This window comes from Flavobacterium sp. EDS, assembly GCF_020991525.1.
Classification (GTDB): Bacteria; Bacteroidota; Bacteroidia; order Flavobacteriales; family Flavobacteriaceae; genus Flavobacterium.
The window spans coordinates 17,512-38,605 of sequence record NZ_JAJMOZ010000002.1 but is presented as its reverse complement, the minus strand read 5'-3'; the positions used below and the strand labels follow the sequence as shown (position 1 = coordinate 38,605).

General features: G+C 32.1%; 18 protein-coding genes. 16 read left to right on the top strand and 2 right to left on the bottom strand.

What is annotated here, in order from left to right; translation table 11 throughout:
- Nucleotides 1–217 precede the first annotated feature (217 nt).
- The 10 genes from LPB87_RS03250 to LPB87_RS03205 all read left to right on the top strand — a co-directional run bounded on the left by LPB87_RS03250 (nt 218) and on the right by LPB87_RS03205 (nt 14,251).
- A complete protein-coding gene (locus LPB87_RS03250; protein WP_129539964.1) occupies nt 218–1,249 on the top strand; it encodes a LacI family DNA-binding transcriptional regulator in 1,032 nt (343 codons plus the stop codon).
- Nucleotides 1,250–1,425: 176 nt separating this feature from the next.
- Nucleotides 1,426–2,775: an MFS transporter gene (locus LPB87_RS03245; protein ID WP_129539965.1), complete on the top strand. Its 1,350-nt coding sequence runs from the start codon at nt 1,426–1,428 to the stop codon at nt 2,773–2,775.
- Between the two features lie 106 nt (nt 2,776–2,881).
- On the top strand, nt 2,882–3,538 hold the full coding sequence (pgmB, locus tag LPB87_RS03240) for a beta-phosphoglucomutase (RefSeq protein WP_230604943.1): 657 nt from the start codon (nt 2,882–2,884) through the stop codon (nt 3,536–3,538).
- A 105-nt stretch (nt 3,539–3,643) separates the two neighbouring features.
- Nucleotides 3,644–5,944 (top strand): glycoside hydrolase family 65 protein, encoded by a 2,301-nt coding sequence (locus tag LPB87_RS03235; RefSeq protein WP_230604942.1) that lies wholly within the window; start codon nt 3,644–3,646, stop codon nt 5,942–5,944.
- 48 nt (nt 5,945–5,992) lie between these two features.
- Nucleotides 5,993–8,107 carry a glycoside hydrolase family 97 protein gene (locus LPB87_RS03230; RefSeq protein WP_230604941.1) on the top strand — a complete coding sequence of 705 codons (2,115 nt, stop codon included), beginning with the start codon at nt 5,993–5,995 and terminating at the stop codon, nt 8,105–8,107.
- Between the two features lie 269 nt (nt 8,108–8,376).
- Nucleotides 8,377–10,242, top strand: coding sequence for a glycoside hydrolase family 13 protein (locus LPB87_RS03225; protein WP_230604940.1), 1,866 nt, complete (start codon nt 8,377–8,379; stop codon nt 10,240–10,242).
- Between the two features lie 247 nt (nt 10,243–10,489).
- The gene (locus LPB87_RS03220) at nt 10,490–11,176 is read left to right on the top strand and encodes a glycerophosphodiester phosphodiesterase family protein (protein ID WP_230604939.1); all 687 of its coding nucleotides are present in this window, start codon (nt 10,490–10,492) and stop codon (nt 11,174–11,176) included.
- A gap of 69 nt (nt 11,177–11,245) precedes the next feature.
- The gene (locus tag LPB87_RS03215; protein WP_230604938.1) at nt 11,246–12,454 is read left to right on the top strand and encodes an NAD(P)/FAD-dependent oxidoreductase; all 1,209 of its coding nucleotides are present in this window, start codon (nt 11,246–11,248) and stop codon (nt 12,452–12,454) included.
- A gap of 157 nt (nt 12,455–12,611) precedes the next feature.
- A complete protein-coding gene (locus tag LPB87_RS03210) occupies nt 12,612–13,340 on the top strand; it encodes a hypothetical protein (protein ID WP_129539973.1) in 729 nt (242 codons plus the stop codon).
- Between the two features lie 155 nt (nt 13,341–13,495).
- Nucleotides 13,496–14,251, top strand: coding sequence for a carboxypeptidase-like regulatory domain-containing protein (locus LPB87_RS03205; RefSeq protein WP_230604937.1), 756 nt, complete (start codon nt 13,496–13,498; stop codon nt 14,249–14,251).
- Between the two features lie 46 nt (nt 14,252–14,297).
- On the opposite strand, the gene LPB87_RS03200 is transcribed toward LPB87_RS03205, so the two are convergent.
- The gene (locus LPB87_RS03200) at nt 14,298–14,774 is read right to left on the bottom strand and encodes a TspO/MBR family protein (RefSeq protein ID WP_230604936.1); all 477 of its coding nucleotides are present in this window, start codon (nt 14,772–14,774) and stop codon (nt 14,298–14,300) included.
- Between the two features lie 106 nt (nt 14,775–14,880).
- Between LPB87_RS03200 and LPB87_RS03195 the strand changes: the two genes are divergently transcribed.
- From LPB87_RS03195 to LPB87_RS03170, 6 genes are all read left to right on the top strand, one after another.
- A complete protein-coding gene (locus tag LPB87_RS03195) occupies nt 14,881–15,984 on the top strand; it encodes a diphosphomevalonate decarboxylase (protein WP_230604935.1) in 1,104 nt (367 codons plus the stop codon).
- A 31-nt stretch (nt 15,985–16,015) separates the two neighbouring features.
- Nucleotides 16,016–16,234, top strand: a complete 219-nt coding sequence (locus LPB87_RS03190; RefSeq protein ID WP_129539977.1) for a hypothetical protein — start codon at nt 16,016–16,018, stop codon at nt 16,232–16,234.
- The gene (locus LPB87_RS03185) at nt 16,234–16,539 is read left to right on the top strand and encodes a type II toxin-antitoxin system RelE/ParE family toxin (protein WP_129539978.1); all 306 of its coding nucleotides are present in this window, start codon (nt 16,234–16,236) and stop codon (nt 16,537–16,539) included. The genes LPB87_RS03190 and LPB87_RS03185 overlap by 1 nt, the downstream gene beginning before the upstream one ends.
- A gap of 4 nt (nt 16,540–16,543) precedes the next feature.
- The gene (locus LPB87_RS03180) at nt 16,544–17,482 is read left to right on the top strand and encodes a mevalonate kinase (protein WP_129539979.1); all 939 of its coding nucleotides are present in this window, start codon (nt 16,544–16,546) and stop codon (nt 17,480–17,482) included.
- 429 nt (nt 17,483–17,911) lie between these two features.
- A complete protein-coding gene (locus tag LPB87_RS03175) occupies nt 17,912–18,868 on the top strand; it encodes a geranylgeranylglycerol-phosphate geranylgeranyltransferase (RefSeq protein WP_230604934.1) in 957 nt (318 codons plus the stop codon).
- Nucleotides 18,869–19,006: 138 nt separating this feature from the next.
- Nucleotides 19,007–19,915, top strand: a complete 909-nt coding sequence (locus LPB87_RS03170) for a pseudouridine synthase (RefSeq protein ID WP_129539980.1) — start codon at nt 19,007–19,009, stop codon at nt 19,913–19,915.
- An 87-nt stretch (nt 19,916–20,002) separates the two neighbouring features.
- On the opposite strand, the gene LPB87_RS03165 is transcribed toward LPB87_RS03170, so the two are convergent.
- A complete protein-coding gene (locus LPB87_RS03165; RefSeq protein ID WP_129539981.1) occupies nt 20,003–20,602 on the bottom strand; it encodes a DUF937 domain-containing protein in 600 nt (199 codons plus the stop codon).
- Nucleotides 20,603–21,094: the final 492 nt, after the last annotated feature.

Genomic DNA, 21,094 nt, shown 5'->3' with positions numbered 1-21,094 from the left:
ATTGAGTTTTGGTTTATTTATTAACTTTTATTTTTACTTCGAATCTCAAAATTAAGGATTTATTAACGTGCCCGACACATACCAATTTTTAATGGTTTACGAAAACGTGATAGTGTTGAAAACTTTCTATATAATATAAGTTTTTAGGCAGAATACTGTGATTTTTAAAAATAAATCATACCTTTATTATCAAAACAATTTTTTCCATATCAACAGTATGAAACGCAAAATAACTCTTAAACAGATTGCTAAGGAGCTTGACGTATCAATTTCTACCGTATCAAAATCACTACGAAACAGCCTGGAAATCGGAGAAGATACCCGATTAAAAGTTCAGGCTTTTGCCAAATTCTACAATTACAAACCTAACAATATAGCGCTCAGTTTAAAGAATCGTAAAACCAAAACAATTGGTATTATTATTCCCGAAATTGTGCATCATTTTTTCTCGACCGTTATTAATGGAGTAGAACAAGTAGCCAACGAAAATGGCTATAGTGTTATCATATGCTTATCTGATGATTCATTTGATAAAGAAGTACTTAATATGGAAATGCTAGCCAACGGAAGTATCGATGGCTTTATCATGTCTTTATCTAAAGAAACCCAATTTAAAGGAGATTTTCACCATATAACCGAGGTCATCAATCAAGGAATGCCAGTTGTTATGTTTGACCGAGTTACCAATGACATTTTATGCGACAAAGTGATCATCGATGACAAATCAGCAGCTTATGGAGCAGTTCAGAGTTTGATCGATAAAGGTCGCAAAAAAATAGCCTTAGTTACTACTGTTGACTATGTTAGCGTTGGAAAACTAAGAACAGACGGATATACTAAAGCGCTACTAGATAACGACATTCCTTTTAACGAAGACCTTATCATAAAGATCGAAGATGTAGATACTTGCGAAATAATTATTAGTCAATTATTAGAAGACCGAGCAATAGATGCTGTCTTTGCAGTTAATGAACTTTTTGCTGTTACTATAATAAAAACTGCTAGTAAAATGGGACTTCGAGTTCCCGAAGATTTAGCTGTAATTGCCTTTACAGACGGAATCATCTCCAAATATTCAACTCCAACTATTACAACAGTAAGCCAAAGCGGCAACAAAATGGGGAATAAAGCTGCAAAAATGCTAATAGATCGTCTAGAATCAGAAACCGAAGAAGGAGAAGAGGAAGAGGAAAACTACAAAACTGAAGTCATTGAAACTCATCTTATAGAAAGAGAATCTACAGATTAATATTCTTACAATCCTAAATAAAAGAGCCCATTATTAATTTTAATGGGTTTTTTATTTGCTTCGTTAGAAAAATAATTTATAAATTTACGCCAGCTCAAAACTTTTACTTTTACTTCGAAAATTAAGTTAAGTTTTGATAAGCAAAGCGCTTATCGTACATTCATTAAATTACGATAATGGAAAAGCGTAAATTAAGTTTCTGGGAAATTTGGAACATGAGTTTCGGTTTCTTAGGAATACAAATGGGGTTTGCTTTACAAAATGCAAATGCCAGTAGAATTCTTCAGATTTTTGGTGCCGACGTACACGAACTTTCATGGTTTTGGATAATTGCTCCTTTAATGGGACTAATTGTTCAACCTATCATTGGTCATTATAGTGATAAAACATGGGGGAAATTTGGACGAAGAAAACCTTTTTTTCTTGTAGGTGCCATCCTAGCTTCAGTTGGATTAATATTAATGCCACAGGCAAACATTTTCATTTCCGTATTACCCGCATTATGGGTTGGAGCAGGAATGCTTATGATTATGGATGCTTCATTTAATATTGCCATGGAGCCATTTCGTGCTTTAGTGGGCGACAATTTAAGAACAGACCAGCGTACAGCAGGATTTAGTATTCAAACAGCACTTATTGGTTTTGGAGCCGTAATTGGTTCGGCATTACCATATGTGTTAACTAAATGGTTTGGAGTTTCTAATAGCAGCGTTCCCGGAAGCGTCCCATTAAACCTTACACTTTCCTTTATTTTAGGAGCTGTTGTTTTAATTGGATCTATCCTAGTAACCTTATTTACAACCAAAGAATATTCTCCCGAAGAACTAGAACTTTTTGAAGATCCTCAAAGTGAAATTGATATTCCTTCTGAAGAAAAATCAAAACTTACAGACATTTTTACAGACTTTGCAAAAATGCCAACCACTATGCGCCAGCTTAGTTGGGTACAGTTTTTCTCTTGGTTTGGACTTTTCGGTATGTGGGTATTTAGTACTCCAGCAATTGCACATCATATTTACGGACTACCATTAAACGACAATTCAAGCCAAACCTATCAAGATGCTGGGGATTGGGTTGGAATCCTTTTTGGAGTTTATAATCTTGTTTCGGCAATTATAGCCTTATTTTTTCTTCCAATGATCGCGAAGAAAATTGGTCGAAAATCAACTCATGCCCTTTCATTAGTTATTGGTGGAATAGGTTTGATCTCTATTTATTTCATGCCTGATGAAAACTGGGTTATCCTTTCGATGGTATTAATTGGTGTGGCTTGGGCTAGTATCCTAGCAATGCCATATGCAATTCTAGCAGGATCTATTGCTCCTAAAAAAATGGGGGTTTACATGGGGATTTTCAACTTCTTTATTGTAATTCCTCAAATAATAAATGCAATAATCGGAGGACCAATCGTAAAATACCTTTACAATGGTGATGCTATGTACGCCTTAATCACAAGTGGAGTCAGCTTTTTGATAGCCGCAGTTTTGGTGTATAAAGTAAAAGATGTAGATGACATAAAAGTCTAAAACTTACATCTAAGAACTTTCTCCTTCTGATGAAACAGAAGTGATTTCTTGACAATCAAAATTTAAATACTTTTTCGAAAGAATTACAAAATAAGCATATTATTAAATGAATACAAAAGCGTTTATATTCGACCTAGACGGCGTAATTGTTGACACAGCTAAATACCATTATTTGGCGTGGCAAAAAATTGCAAATGCATTAAACATTGACTTTACACACGAACACAACGAACTCTTAAAAGGAGTAAGTCGTGTACGTTCTCTAGATATCATCCTAGAATTAGGAAACATACAAGCTTCTCAAGAAGATAAAGACAAATGGCTCATCCAAAAAAATGAAGACTATCTGACTTATTTAGTAGATATGGATGAAAGTGAAATCCTTCCTGGAGTTTTACCTATTCTACAATTTTTAAAAGAAAAAAAACAAGCTATTGCATTAGGCTCAGCGAGTAAAAATGCACGTCCGATACTCGAAAAAACAGGAATCATATCCTATTTCGATGTTATTGTTGATGGAAATGATGTTACAAATGCCAAACCTGACCCAGAAGTTTTCTTAAAAGCGGCTCGATTATTAAACATAAGCCCAGAAGACGCTATCGTATTTGAAGATTCAGTGGCAGGAGTTCAAGCAGCCAATATTGGAAAAATGACTAGTATAGGGATTGGTTCTAAAACGGTCTTGCATGAAGCAAAATACATCTTTGAGGATTTTACCTTGATAAACCAAAATTTCATCGAATCATTAATCACAAAATAAATCAATCAAAAACAATTAATGAATTAGAAAATGCTCAATTAGATAACTCACAAACTGCGTAATTATCTCATTTTCTAATTAACTAATTGCCAAATTTTAAAAACAATGAATCAAGATTATATAAAACCAGACAATTGGTCAATCATAGAAGAAGGCTTTGATGTCGAAAGAGTTAAATCATCTGAAAGCCTTTTCAGTATCGGAAACGGTGCTATGGGACAACGCGCTAATTTTGAAGAAAAATACTCAGGAGAAACTTTCCAAGGAAGTTATATTGCTGGAATCTATTATCCAGATAAAACAAAAGTGGGTTGGTGGAAAAACGGATATCCAAAATACTTTGCCAAAGTACTTAATGCTCCAAACTGGATTGGTATCAATATTGAAATTAACGAAGAAGCTTTCGATTTAAATTCTTGCACCGAAGTAAAAAACTTTCGTAGAGAATTAAACATGAAAGAAGGCTGGTACAATCGCTCATTTGAGGCAACATTAAAAAACGGAACAGAAATCGCTGTTAATGTACGTCGTTTTCTTTCTTTGAATCTGGATGAAGTTGGTATTATCAAATACGAAATTACCCCATTAAACAAAGACGCAAAAATTCTTTACAAACCGTATTTGGATGCTGGTGTTACCAATGAAGATGCTAACTGGGAAGAAAAATTCTGGGAGCCTCTTGAAGTAAAAAAAGCTACAAACGAAGCTTATGTAACAGCTCAGACTTACAAAACGCACTTTAAGGTTACAACTTTTATGCACAATAGTATTTTTGCTAATAACGAAAATATAAACATATCACCTTCTACAATAGATTCTTCATCAGATAAAGTAGAATATACTTATGGTGTAATTATCGCAAAAGGACAAACTTCATCTATACAAAAAGTTGGTGGTTATACCGTTTCATTAAATCATACCAACACACTTGCTGCTGCCGAAAAAGCAATTAAAGAAGCATTAAGCAAAGGGTACGACCAATTATTACAAGAACAAATTGATGCTTGGGCAAAAGTTTGGGAAATGTCAGACATTACCATCGAAGGTGATGTAAAAGCTCAACAAGGAATTCGTTTCAATATTTTTCAGTTAAACCAAACCTACTCAGGAAAAGACAATCGATTAAATATTGGACCAAAAGGTTTTACCGGAGAAAAATATGGTGGATCAACCTATTGGGATACCGAAGCATATTGCATTCCGTTTTACATGGCTACCAAAGACCAGCAAGTTGCCCGAAATTTATTGACATATCGTTACAACCAGTTGGACAAAGCTATTGAAAATGCTAAAGACAATTTAGGATTTAAAGATGGAGCTGCTTTATACCCAATGGTAACTATGAATGGTGAAGAATGCCATAACGAATGGGAAATCACACATGAAGAAATCCACAGAAATGGTGCGATCGCTTTTGCTATTTTTAATTACAACCGTTACACAGGAGATTACTCTTATATTCCCGAAAAAGGATTAGAAGTATTAATCGGAATTGCACGTTTCTGGCACCAAAGAGCCTCATTCTCTACAGACAAAAATCAATATGTGATTTTAGGAGTTACAGGTCCAAATGAATATGAAAATAATATCAATAATAATTTCTACACAAATTATGTTGCCAAATGGTGTATTGATTATGCCGTAGAACAAATTACAAAGGTTGCTACCGAATATCAAACTGACCATAAACGAATAATCGAAAAAGTACAACTTACTGAAAAAGAAATTCAAGAATGGAAAAAAGTAGCCGATAATATGTACTTCCCTTTCTCTAAAGAGCTTAATGTTTATTTACAACAAGACGGATTCTTAGATAAAGATTTAGTTCCCGTAAAAGATTTGGATCGCTCACAGCGCCCTATAAACCAAAAATGGTCTTGGGATCGTGTATTGCGTTCACCATACATCAAACAAGCCGATGTTTTACAATGCTTTTACTTCTTCGAAGAACATTTTTCTAAAGAAGAACTATTGCGTAATTTTGAGTTTTACGAGTCGTTTACTGTACATGAAAGTTCACTTTCACCTTGCGTCCACTCCATTCAGGCGGCTGCTTTAGACAAAATGGATATGGCATATACATTTTACTTAAGAACGTCTCGTTTAGACTTAGACGATTATAACAAAGAGGTAGAAGAAGGTTGTCATATTACATCAATGGCAGGAACTTGGATGAGTATTGTAGAAGGTTTTGGAGGAATGCGTGTAAAAAACGACACTTTACATTTCTCTCCAAAAATCCCAAAAGAGTGGACAGGATATTCATTTAAAATCAACTTTAGAAATCAAATTCTAACTGTATCAATAAACCATAACGAAACAACGTTTTCTGTAGATGGAGACCATGAATTAGCCATTGTCGTTAATGGCCAAACCGTAGTAGCTAATAAATATGTAACAGCATAAATACTAGTATCTATATCTATTTTTATAACATTTTTTTAATTTAACAACATGAAGAATTTCATTTTCACAGCCTTCATTCTGGTTGCATTTTGTAACATTACAAGAGCACAACAACTAAAATCACCAGAAGGAAAATTTGTCATGGAGTTTTCGCTACAAAGCGATGGAACTCCAACTTACAATCTTAAATACAAAAACAAAGAGGTTGTAAAATCCAGTAAGTTGGGTCTTGAGCTTAAAGATGATAAAAAATCATTATTAAATGACTTTACAGTTATTGATACAAAAACTACAACTTTCGACGAAAACTGGAAACCAGTTTGGGGAGAAGTAGCTACAATTCGTAATCATTATAATGAATTAGCTGTTACATTAAACCAAAAAGGAACAGACAGACAATTGATAATTCGTTTTCGTTTATTCAATGACGGACTTGGATTCCGTTATGAATTTCCAACACAAAAAAACCTTACGTATTTCATAATCAAAGAAGAAAAAACACAATTTGCAATGACGGGTGACCATACTGCATTTTGGATTCCTGGTGATTATGACACACAAGAATACGATTATACAAAATCGAAATTATCTGAAATCCGTGGATTAGCTGAAAAAGCATATACTGCAAACGTTTCTCAAAAATCTTTTTCTCCAACAGGAGTACAGACTTCGCTTATGCTAAAAACTGCCGAAGGAGTATATATTAATCTTCACGAAGCAGCATTAATTGATTACTCATGTATGCACTTGAATCTGGATGATAAAAACATGGTATTTGAATCATGGTTAACTCCAGATGCAAAAGGAGACAAAGGACATATGCAAGCCCCAAGTCATTCGCCATGGAGAACGATTATTGTTAGCGATAATGCGACAGAAATTCTTGATTCAAAATTGACATTAAACTTAAATGAACCATGTAAAATTGAAGATACGTCTTGGATAAAACCTGTTAAATATGTAGGGGTTTGGTGGGAAATGATTACAGGAAAAAGCTCTTGGTCATACACAAATGATTTTCCAACAGTACAACTTGGTGTAACAGATTTTTCAAAAGCAAAACCAAATGGTACACACGGAGCAACTAATGCTAACGTAAAAAAATACATCGACTTTGCAGCTGAAAACGGTTTTGGCGCTGTTTTAGTTGAAGGTTGGAATGAAGGTTGGGAAGACTGGTTCGGACATTCAAAAGATTATGTTTTTGATTTCGTAACTCCTTATCCAGATTTTGATGTAAAAGGATTACATGCGTACGCAAAATCAAAAGGTGTAAAAATAATCATGCACCATGAAACTTCAGGTTCAGTTCGTAACTACGAGCGCCATATGGACAAAGCATACAAATTCATGAACGACAATGGATATGATGCAGTAAAAAGTGGTTACGTAGGAGATATTCTACCTAGAGGTGAAAATCATTACAGCCAATGGATTGTAAACCATTATCAATATGCGTTAGAAAAAGCAGCTGAATACAAAATTATGGTTAATGCTCACGAAGCAGTACGTCCTACAGGTATTAGCAGAACATACCCTAACTTAATCGGTAACGAATCTGCAAGAGGAACAGAATACCAAGCATTTGGAGGTTCAAAAGCCAATCACGTAACAGTTTTACCATTTACAAGATTAATTGGAGGACCAATGGATTATACTCCTGGTATTTTTGAAATGGATATTAGCAAACTTAATCCAGATAACAAATCACATGTAAATAGTACAATTGCAAATCAACTAGCATTATACGTTACTATGTACAGCCCATTACAAATGGCAGCAGACCTTCCTGAGCACTACAACAAATTCGCTGATGCTTTTCAATTCATCAAAGATGTAGCTATTGATTGGGATGAAAGTAAATACCTTGAAGCAGAACCAGGAGATTATATCACAGTAGCTCGTAAAGCAAAAGGTACTAATAATTGGTTTGTAGGTAATGTAAATGGAGACGTAAGCCGTACATCAAACATCAATTTTAACTTCCTTGAAAAAGGAAAGAAATACACAGCAACGATTTATGCTGATGCAAAAGATGCACATTACAAAACAAATCCACAAGCATACACTATCAAAAAAATAGCGGTAACAAATAAATCAAAACTATCACAGTTATCAGTTCCAGGTGGTGGTTATGCAATTAGCATAATCGAAACTAAATAATTTTTAAAAAAGACAAGTAATTCTCTAAATTGCTTGTCTTTTTTTTCAAAAGAATCAAAATATTTTATCTCTCAGAGTTTTTAGAAAACCTATAGAAAAATAAAAATCAACATAAATCTGGTTAATCTGTAAAAGTTGCGTGCTAAAAAAATTGCACCCAAAATAAGTTTTAAACAGACAAAGCCATTGAGTTGAGAACATCCCAACAAGATTTAAAAGTCTTGCAGAAAAAATCGATCTTGTTTTAATCGAATATAAAAAAACAAATTATGAGAATACCACTTCAAACAAACCAAACATTATATAGAATCCTCTTAGTGGTTCTATTATTTTCTGCTTCTGTAAAAGCGCAAATCCAGAAGACAGAACCTCCATTTTGGTATGCAGGCATGAACAATCCTGAACTTCAAATCATGTTCTACGGAAAAAACATTGCACAATATGAACCTTCTGTTTCTAACAATGTAGTCATTAAAGACATTAAAAAAACCGAAAATCCTAACTACATTTTCGTAACAATCGACACTAAAAACATACCTGCTTCAGAGTTAGTTTTTTCATTTAAAAACAAAAACAAAGTAGCATACACACAAAAATATTCTTTAAAAAAGAGAAGAGAAAATTCAGCTCAACGCAAAAGTTTCGATGCATCAGATATGATGTATTTAATCATGCCTGATCGCTTTGCAAACGGAAATCCTAAAAACGACAGCGATCCATCATTAGTAGAAAAAGCAAATCGCTCAATTCCTGGCGGACGTCATGGTGGTGATATCGAAGGAATCATCCAGAATTTAGATTATATATCTTCTTTGGGAGCAACAGCAATCTGGAACACGCCATTAAACGAAGACAACGACAAAGAACACTCGTATCATACGTATGCTCAATCTGATGTTTATAAAATCGATCCACGCTACGGAACAAATGAAGATTATGTGCGTTTATCAAATGAAATGCATAAAAGAGACATGAAGTTGGTTATGGATTATGTAACCAATCACTGGGGAATCACACATTGGATGATTAAAGATTTACCAACAAAGTCATGGATTAATCAATTTGAAAACTACACACAAACGCATCACAGACGTGAAGTAATTACTGATATTCACGCTTCAAAATTGGATAAAGAAGTTTGTATCGATGGATGGTTTGTTCCTTCAATGCCAGATCTAAATTTAAAGAACCCTCTAGTTGCAAAATACCTAACTCAAAATGCTATTTGGTGGATTGAATATGCAAATCTAGACGGATTCAGAGTAGATACTTACAATTATTCTGATCCTACAGCAATGGCAAATTGGGCAAAATCAGTTACAGATGAATATCCAAACTTTAATATTGTTGGAGAAATCTGGATGCACAATCAAGCTAATTTAGCCTATTGGCAAAAAGACAGTAAAATTGGAGCAATCCAAAATTACAATTCAAATTTACCAAGTGTAATGGATTTCACTTTACACAATCAAATCGGGTCTGCTTTTAATGATGACGAAGCAAACTGGGATAATGGTATGATCAAATTTTACAACAATTTTGCATTAGATTATCTGTATCCAAATACAAACAACATTATGGTTTTTGCAGAAAATCATGATACAAGCAGGATCAATGATCTTTACAAATATGACATCGCTAAATACAAATTGGTAATGACATTAATGGCAACCGTTCGTGGAATTCCGCAATTGTATTATGGTTCAGAAATTGGAATGGGCGGAGACAAAAGCCAAGGTGATGGTGGCATACGTCTAGATTTCCCTGGCGGATGGAAAGGTGATACAAACAATGCTTTTACCGCAGCAGGCAGAACAGCTAAACAATCTGAATATTTTGATTTCACATCAAAACTATTCAATTGGAGAAAAACAAATGAAGCGGTTCATTTCGGAAAAATGACACATTATATTCCAGAAAATAACACTTATGTTTATTTCAGATATACAGATGCTAAAACTGTAATGGTTGTTTTCAATAACAATGCAAAAGAGCAAACCATTCAAACAAATCGTTTTAAAGAAAACATCAAGAATTTTAAATCCGGAAAAGACATCCTTACAGGAAAAACATTCGATTTAGCATCAGAAATTACTTTAGAACCAAAATCTGCAATAGTATTAGAACTGGAATAAAAAGGTAAGTTTTACATTCTTTGTAGCTAAACCACAATATATTTAGCCACAGATTATAATGATTAAACGGATTTTTTAAATCTGTACGAGTTATTATAATCTGTGGCTTTTCTTTTTTTAGTTATGAGTAAAATAAGTCCCAGCGGGACGTTATATTTATAGAAATTTATTAATCCCACTAATAGATTAACGTGTCTTTATGGTTCACTTTTAAAATCGACATCATTTTGTTTACTTTTGTAAAACTATGAGTGAAATTCTTAAAATAGCACATCGTGGCGCAAGAGGTTACGAACCCGAAAACACCTTAAAAGCATTCCAGAAAGCATTAGACTTACATGCTGATGGTATTGAACTAGATGTACACCTCAGTTCTGATGATCATATTATCGTAATTCACGATGAAACTATTGACAGGACTACTAACGGAAAAGGTTTTGTAAATACATTATCTTTGCAGGAATTAAAAGAATTCCGAATAGAAAACAAACTACAGATTCCAACATTACCAGAAGTCTTTGATCTAATAAACCAGCAATGTTTTATTAATATAGAATTAAAAGGTCAAGGAACTGCTGATGCTGTAGTTGCATTAATTGAATTATATGTTTCAGAAAAGAACTGGAATTACAATTCTTTTATTGTATCCAGTTTTGAATGGGATTTTTTACAACGAATTAATAATCTAAATTCGGAAATTTCTATTGGCGTTTTAACCGAAACTGATATTGATTCGGCTATTACTTTTGCAGAAAGCATAAAAGCAAAAGCAATTCATCCCGATTTTAATTTGCTAAACAAAGAGAACGCAATACAAATAAAAGAAAAAGGCTTTCAAATTTTTCCTTGGACAATCAATGAAAAGGAGGATATTGCAAGAATAAAAACATACAACATAAACGGGATTATTAGTGATTTTCCTGACAGAATATAAAACCAATTCTTATAATCTTTGTCAAAATTTAGAACTTTGACAAAGATACTTAGAGGTTAAAATAAAAATATGACTCAAAATTTTGATATAATAATAGTAGGTGGCGGTGCAGCAGGATTTTTTACAGCAATAAATATTGTAGAGAGAAACTCAAAATTAAAAGTCGCTATTTTAGAACGAGGATCAGAAGTACTTACAAAAGTTCGTATTTCAGGCGGAGGTCGTTGTAACGTAACGCATGCTTGTTTTGAACCCAATGAATTGGTTAAATTTTATCCGCGTGGTGAAAAAGAACTACGAGGTCCTTTTCATCAATTTTGTTCAGGAGATACTATCGAATGGTTCGAAAAACACGGAGTAGAACTAAAAATCGAAGATGATGGAAGAATGTTTCCTGTATCTAATTCTTCACAAACTATTATTGATTGTTTTTTAAAAGCTACTGCAAAATTAGGCATTACCGTTCTTACAGGACAAAGCGTACAATCTATCTTTAAGAAAGAAAATTTCTGGAAAGTCGAAACACAAAACCAGAATTACATAGCCGATAAATTAGTTCTAGCAACCGGAAGCAATCCTAAAATATGGGAAATGCTACAAACTTTTGGTCATGCTATCGTTAGCCCCGTCCCTTCCCTATTTACTTTTAATATAAAAGACCCAAGAATAAAAGAATTGCCAGGTGTTGCTGCACAAGCAACTGTAAAAGTAAAAGGCACCAAACTAGAATCGACTGGCCCTTTATTAATTACACATTGGGGAATGAGTGGCCCTGCAATCTTAAAACTTTCGGCTTGGGGAGCACGCATTTTGCATGACAAAAATTATCAGTTTACAATTTTTGTAAATTGGTTAAATGATGTTGACACCGAAGATGCCGAAAAAATACTAAAAGAATTAAAACAAGAACATGCTAAAAAAGCTGTTTCTAAAAAATCCCCTTTTGACTTCCCAAACCGATTATGGGAAAGTTTAGTTTTAGCATCTACTATCGAAGCTGAAACCAAATGGGCTGATTTATCTAAAATTCAACTTCAAAACTTAGCGAATCAATTAACAAATGGAACTTTCCAAGTAAACGGAAAAAGCACTTTCAAGGAAGAATTTGTAACTGCAGGCGGAATTGATTTAAAAGAAATCAATTTTAAAACCATGGAAAGCAAATTACATGAAAAATTATATTTTGCTGGAGAAATTGTAAATATTGATGCAATTACAGGAGGCTTCAACTTTCAGAATGCATGGACAAGCGGTTTTATTGTAGCTAATGCAATTTAAGATTTAGTATTCTCTCGCAGTTTTCAACACTGAACACTGCGACTGGTACTAACTACTGTAAACTGCGACTAAAAAGCGAATTAACAAGAGTTTACGAATTCTATAAGTTTTACTTAAGACAATTATAATAATTTTACTTTCAACTAATTAACCATACATGAAAGTAAAATTACTTACAACAATTTCGTTACTTACCTATCAACTTAGCATTTCTCAAACAGAAAAATTACTTCACGGAAAAGTTTTTTCCAACAACAATCCTCTTAAAGAAGTAGAAGTTATTAATAAAACAGCGAAAACCAGCACCAGAACAAATACTTTGGGAGAGTTTTCGATTCCGGTAAAAGTAAAAGATAGTCTGCTATTTTTCTCTAAAGATTACTTTTTTACAAGACTAAAAATAACTCAATCCGATATTGATAAAGATAATATTATTGTTAATATGGTTATCAAAGCCGAAGAATTAGATGAAGTAGTAATAACGACTATGAAATTTAATCCTGTAAAAATTTCTCAAAAAGATATAGACAATGTAAAACTCTATAAAGAAGTTGGATCTTTGCAAAAATATACTGGCGTTTACGACGGAACTATTCCAAATGGTATGGACTTCACCCGAATGGGAACTGGGCTTTTAAATTTATTTAAAAAAGATAAAGAGGAGCTCAAAAAGAAAACTTCGGAAACTGATTTCAAAAAACTTATAGCAAAATCAATTCCTTCAGATTTTTTCACCAAAGATTTAAACTTAAAACCCGAGGAAAAAGACCTTTTTATTGAATTTTGCGATGCTGATCCAAGATCTAAGAAACTTTTAGAGGACAATAATATATTAGCTACAATGGATTTTTTGTATGCAAAAAACGGAATGTTTAAAAAACTGTGAAAAAAGCTTTAAGTATTCAGTAACAGTCTCAGTTTCTTGATTGAGACTGAATAGCGCAACTGTAAACTAAAAACTGAATTAACAAGACTTTAGAAATTCCATAAGTTTTACTCAAGACAACTCTAATAATTTCACTTCTAACTTACTACTTATAGATGAAAACAAAATTACTTACTACAATTTCTTTATTTACCTGCCAACTTTGTGTTTCACAGACAGAAAAGCTCTTAAAAGGAAAAGTTTCATCAGAAACTACACTCCTGGAAAATGTAGAAATAATCAATAAAACATCTAAAACTAGTACTACTACAAATGAACAGGGAGAATTCGCGATTTTAGTAAATGTAAAAGACAGCTTAATATTTTTCTCCAATGATTATCTTTTTAAAAGGCTAAAAATAACTCAGGAAAATATTGAAACGAACAATCTTACTGTAAAGATGCTTCCAAAACCAGAAGAATTAAATGAAGTGGTTATTTTATCTAAAAAACTAAAACCGGTATTTATAACCAAAGAGGAAATCAAAGAAATTAAATTAAATAAATCCAGAGCCAAACTAGGGATGAAAATTGATGGCTATAAAGATGGCACAGCACCAATTGATCTTGGAACTGATTTTGTTCGTCTTGGTAAACAAATCTATAACATATTTAAAAAAGAAAAAGAAAGAAAAATCGAAACACCAAAAATAGATTTTATTCAACATGCAAAAACGACCTTGAATCCAGATTTTTTCACAAAAGATTTAAAACTAAATCCAGAAGAAAAGGAACTTTTTCTTGAATTTTGTGATACAGACCCTAAGTCGATAAAAATCCTTGAACACAGTAATATTCTTTCTACAATGGATTTTTTATATACTAAAAACGAAGAATTTAAGAAAGTAAAAAGCAACGAAAATAAAAATTAATTCCAGTATTCAAAATAATATTATTCTGAATACTGAAACTGTAAACTTATTTGTTAAGCCACCAAATACTAGCATTTAAAATTGTTGCAAAACTTACCCAAAGCAAATAAGGAACAAGAAGATATCCAGCGACTTTATTAATTTTAATAAACTTCAAAAGTGTTTCATAGATCATCAGCCAGAGTACAAAAATTTCTATAAGGGCCAATAATGGATTCATCAACCCAAAAAACAAATACGACCACAAAGCATTCAGAGCTAATTGTATGGCAAAGAAAACCAATGCATTCTTAACTGCTTCTTTTTCATACTCAATTCGATCCCAAACTAATCCAGCCGCGACACCCATCAAAAGATAAAGCAAACTCCAAGCAGGGGCAAAAACCCAATTAGGAGGATTAAAACTTGGTTTAATCAAAGTGGGATACCAAATATCAATACTAGATCTTGTCACTATTCCAGAAAAATACCCAATAGCAAGACAGGTAACAACAACCGCTAAAATTCGAGTGATTTTATTCATTTTATACTATATTTTTGAGTTAATAAAGGTAAACATTTTTATAGGCTATCAAAAAGTGTAAAAGGTATAATTCAAAAAAAGTATCTTTGCGTAAATTTTTTATTTTATGTTTACAGCAAACGATTTTATTCCAAAAAAATATACTTCAGATATAACAAAAGGCAACTTCGAGTGGAGCGCACCAAGTAACATTGCTTTAGTAAAATATTGGGGTAAAAAAGACAATCAAATTCCGGCTAATCCGTCAGTTAGTTTCACATTAAACAACTGCAAAACGATTACTAAATTGAGTTTTTTAAAGAAAAACACTTCGACTCCGCTCAGTGAGACAAATGATGGATTTTCATTCGATTTGCTTTTTGAAGGAAAACCAAAGGAAGACTTCAAACCTAAGATTCAAAAATTCCTAGAGCGTGTTTTTATCTATTTGCCTTTCTTAAAAGACTATCATTTTACAATTGACACTCAAAATACATTTCCACATAGTTCCGGAATCGCCTCTTCGGCATCTGGAATGGCAGCTTTGGCAATGAATTTCATGAGCCTGGAAAAAACATTAAATCCAGAAATGACAGAAGAATACTTTTATCAAAAAGCTTCTTTCCTAGCACGTTTAGGATCAGGAAGCGCTTGCCGAAGTGTAAAAGGAAGTGTTGTTGTTTGGGGAAATCAAGCCAATATAAAAGGAAGCTCTGATTTATTTGGAGTAGAATTTCCAAATGCAATTCATAAAAACTTCAACAATTATCAAGATACTATTTTATTAGTTGATAAAGGCGAAAAACAAGTTTCGAGCACCGTGGGACATGATTTAATGCACAATCACCCTTATGCAGAAAGACGTTTTGCACAAGCCCATGAAAATCTAGATAAACTAATAACAATTTTTGAAAATGGAAATCTGGAGGAATTTATCAAAGTAGTCGAAAGTGAAGCATTAACACTGCATGCTATGATGATGACCTCTATGCCCTATTTTATACTAATGAAACCAAACACATTACAGATTATCAATGCAATTTGGAAATTTAGAGCCGAGACTAAAATCCCAGTTTGTTTTACGCTAGATGCAGGGGCAAATGTTCATGTTTTATATCCCGAAAACGTTACAGAGAAAGTACTGCAATTTATTCAAGACGAATTAGTTGTATTTTGCCAGAATGGTCAGTACCTTTGCGACAAAATTGGAGATGGTGCAATTGCATTATAATTTTACGTATCTTTAATTAAATTTTTAGATTATGGACATTCAATTAGAAAAACTCGAGTTAATAAAAATGTTAACCGAGATTGACAATCCTGAAATCATCGAGTCAATAAAAAAGATTCTGACGAAAGAAAAAAAAGATTGGTGGAATGATTTAACTGATCGGCAAAAAGAAGATATTACTCAAAGTGAATTAGAATTTGAAAAAGGAGAATTCACAAGCTTTGAAGATGTGATGAAAAAATACAGGTAGTGAATCTTAAAGTAAATATTTCAAAAACAGCTGAGAAAAATTTAGATTCTGTTTTAAATTTTATTGAAGCCAGATGGTCCAAAAAATCAAAAGAAACATTTTTATTGAAATTTCAAAAAGCAATTTCGATAATAAGTATGAATCCTGAAATTTTTCCAAAATCATCAGTAAATAAAAAATATCGAAAATGCGTTATAACAAAACAATCAAGTTTCTTGTATAGTTTTGGTTCAAATGAAATAAAGATTTACACCATTTTTGACACACGACAAGACCCAAATAAAATTAAGAAAGACATTAAATAAATATATGAAAGGACCATTATTTTACTCAAAAATATTACTTTTTGGAGAGTACGGAATAATCCGTGATTCAAAAGGACTTTCTATTCCTTATAATTTTTACAATGGCGCATTGAAGAGAACCGAAAATCCTTCGGCAGAAGCCATTGCCTCTAATTCAAGTTTACGCAAGTTTACATCATACCTTGAAACATTACAAGCAGAGCAACCAGAATTGGTAACTTTTGACTTAACTACTTTAAAGAATGATGTAGAAACTGGAATGTATTTTGATTCAAGTATCCCTCAAGGATATGGAGTTGGAAGTAGTGGAGCGCTTGTTGCAGCTATTTATGATAAATATGCTCAAAACAAAATCACAGTTTTAGAGAATTTAACTCGTGAAAAATTATTACAGCTAAAAACTATTTTCTCTCAAATGGAAAGTTTTTTCCATGGAAAAAGCTCTGGTTTAGACCCATTAAATAGCTACTTAAGCATTCCTATTTTAATCAATTCAAAAGATAACATCGAAGCAACTGGGATCCCGAATCAAAGTTTTGACGGGAAAGGTGCTGTATTTTTATTAGACTCAGGAATTGTTGGAGAAACTGCTCCTATGGTAAACATTTTCATGGAAAACTTGAAAGATAAAGGTTTCCGTACAATGCTAAAAAACCAATTTGTAAAATATACTGATGCTTGTGTAGAGAATTTTTTACATGGCGACATGAAGTCATTATTCAGTAATACCAAAAAATTATCAAAAGTAGTTTTGAATAATTTTAAACCAATGATTCCAGAACAATTTCATGGCATATGGCAAAATGGTATTGACACTAATGACTATTATTTAAAATTATGCGGTTCAGGTGGTGGCGGTTATATTCTTGGTTTTACACAAGATTTAGAGCGCGCTAAGCAATCGTTAAAAGACTACAAACTTGAAGTAGTTTACCAATTTTAAACACATTCAAATTCTATAATTTATAGAATCACATATAGTTACTTTTTTAGAGCCGATAAAATTCGGCTCTAAAAATCAAACAAACAAAATTCTTAATTTCAAATAGGAATTGACATCTTAAATCTTACTTTATTTCCGAATTTTCATCTCACGAAAACAGTAAAGGAATTTAAAAAAACAAAAGATTAAAAAAACTAACACATATTGACAACAAGAGTATTTTAGTATATTAATACCAAATGGACCTAAATTATATAGCGTCTTCTATTTACGCTGTAGAAAAGAAAACACAAAATAGATTACAGTATCATAAAAAAAGGATTTACTACAGATGATAAAATCAAGATAAAGTTCTTAAAGACTATTAAAAGATGTACTTTAGTCATTTTAAATACCGAAGTACAACTCTAACAACCTATAATAAAAGAAATGTTAAGCCGTCAGAATAAAATTTTAGCGATGAAAGTTATAAGTTTGTTCTCAGTAGTGAGAGGCTACAACATTCCTATTATAATATTAGCCCAATACTTATCTGCAATATTTATACTAGCTCCCGAAAAAAGAGCACTCGATATTTTATTAGACTTTCATTTGTTTTTAATTGTATTCGCATCGGCAATTACGATTGCATCAGGTTATATCATAAATAATTTTTACGACAGTCAGAAAGATTTAATTAATCGTCCAAACAAATCAATGTTGGATCGATTGGTAAGTCAAAAAACGAAGCTGAGTGTTTATTTCACGCTCAACTTCATTGCTGCATTAATGGCATTAATTGTTTCCTGGAGAGCTTTTTTATTCTTTTCTGTATATATTTTTCTGATTTGGTTTTACTCACATAAGATCAAAAAATTCCCATTGATAGGGAATCTTATGGCCGCACTATTAGCCGTTTTACCATTCTTTGCCATATTACTATATTTCTACAACCAAATTTCATTTAATGATTTAGAAAACCAAAGAGGTCATTTTGCAGTTATATTTGCTCATGCTATCTTTTTATTCTTATTACTACTAATACGTGAAATGATAAAGGATTTAGAGAATTTAAAAGGAGATTTGATTAACAACTACAAAACTATTCCGATTCTTTATGGTGAAAGAGCTTCAAAAAAAATCATCACCTTTTTAACTTTCCTAACCATAGTCCCTGTATACATCTTAATCGAAATATATGACATTGGCTACATGGACATTTATTTTTATTCCTGCTTTATAATTTTAATATTTTTCTTACTATACCTATGGAAGTCAAATTCTAAAACACAATTTTTATTATTACACAATGTATTAAAATTTCTTATCGTTTCTGGTGTATTTTGCATTGTACTTATTAATCCAAGTGTTTTGTGGCACGGAAAAACTTTACTTTTAAAAATCTAATTACTTGAAAATTTTCAGCTTTTTTTGATAATTTTCATATTTAAAGCTAATAATAGTATTAAAAGCTAGTAATCTAACAACAATCAAGTTACTGCTATTAACCAATAATAAACTATCTTTGCACAAATTACAGGATTTATGAATAACAAGGAAGGCAATAATAAAGGAAAAGGGCCAAGAGCAAATAGTTCAAGACCCAACTCAAATAAGCCAAAACCTGCCATGCAAAAGCGTGCACAAGGGCCTAAAAAAGCGAAGCCGAATACTAAGATAGCGGAAGAAGCTGCTGAAAAAGCTACTAAAAAACCGAATCAAGCACCAAAAAGACAAAAGGCTGCTGATGAGATTCGTTTGAATAAATATATTGCTAATTCTGGCGCGTGTTCTCGTCGTGATGCAGATATTTACATCCAATCTGGAAATGTAAAAGTAAATGGCGTTCCTGTTACAGAAATGGGATACTTGGTTAAACCAGGTGATGTCGTTAATTTTGACGGAGCAGTTTTAACTCCAGAAAAGAAAGAATACATATTATTAAACAAGCCTAAAAACTTTACAACTGCTTTTGACGAAGGTCAAGAATTCCGTAATGTTTTAGAATTGGTTCGTGGTTCTACAAATGCCAAAATTGCTGCAGTAGGTAGAATGGACAAAAATACTACTGGTTTGTTGTTGTTTACAAATGATACTGATATGCTTCGTAAGTTTACTTTACCAAGCCAAAAATCATCTAAAATATACCAAGTTTCATTAGATAAAAACTTGAAATTTGAAGATTTAGAAAAAATAAACAAAGGGCTTGTTCTTGATGGACACCGTGTTTTTGTTGAAGATATAAGCTATATCGACAATGAACCAAAAAGCGAAATTGGGCTTAAATTACGTTCATCAAATGTAAAAGTCGTTCGTTCAATTTTTGAGCACTTTGATTACGATGTTTTACGTATCGACCGTGTAGCATTTGCAGGTTTAACCAAAAAGAATTTACCTAGAGGAAACTGGCGTATGCTAACAGAACAAGAAATTATCAATTTGAAGAACGTATAAAACTTCAAATTATACATAAACAGAAAATCCTATTTTACACATTTGTAAAATGGGATTTTTTTTTTAGACTTCAATGAAAGTTGAAGTTTAAGAATTGCTATTTGAAAAAATATGGTTGAAAATGGAATTTGAAAACTTAGATTTGCTTTTCTCCTCGACAACTTCGTATGATGAAAATCCTAAGATAATTTTGATTCCGAGTGGAATGCTATTTAGAATACCTCTCTTTTGCTCTTCTAACGTAGATTGAAGACTCTCTTGTACTTGTTTTTTGAAATTGAAATAAGAAAAAACCAAAAGAGCAGAAAAATTTAATACTTCGCGGGCAGTTTCGCTCTTAATTCCTATTTCGTTAGAAACCATTTCAGTAATTCTTGATTTTTTATTATCAAAAATTCGTTTCAACAACTTATTCCCTTCGTTTTTATAACAATCATTGACAGATAATAATCGCCCTGACTCAAAATCTATTTCTTTATAAAATTCGGTAACCTCAACAATGTCAATTAACTCATTATATAAATCACCATCGTGTATTTTATTATGTGCTCCTATTAATATAGTTCCGATAGATGCATCAATTGCTTTAATTAATAAAGCATCATTTTCAAAGTAAAATTTATTCAGTTTAGAAACAACATTTGAAGAAATAAAACGCCTAAGTTCAATTTGTAGATTTGGATTCATGAATACTGGATTTCTTTAATTAAATAATTTTTATCGATTATAAATAATCGATAAAGTGTGGTATTTCATCGTTTATGTGATAAATATATATAAAATAATATCATATCCAAAAAAAACGTTAAAAAAAAATTTAACATTAACCTCAAATAAACCATATAATGTATAAAAAACCCAATAATAGCCTTAACTGACTAAATATCAAGAATTTTAAAGAAATCACACTAATTTTAAAAAGAATGACAAATACTACATTTATTTCAAAATAATATAGCTTTTTTTTTACATTTATTAAACACAACAGGACATTAATGGATTTACTCTTATTAACTTTTATAAAAATAAAATAAGTATTAAAAACTGCATAATACAGTTTTACATGTCATTCATTAATACATTGACACTCAATGATGCAGACTGACAATAAATAAAAGTATCCTTTTAACAAAAAACTATAAAATCATATTTTTCAAAAGTAAGAAAGTAGCTTCTAAG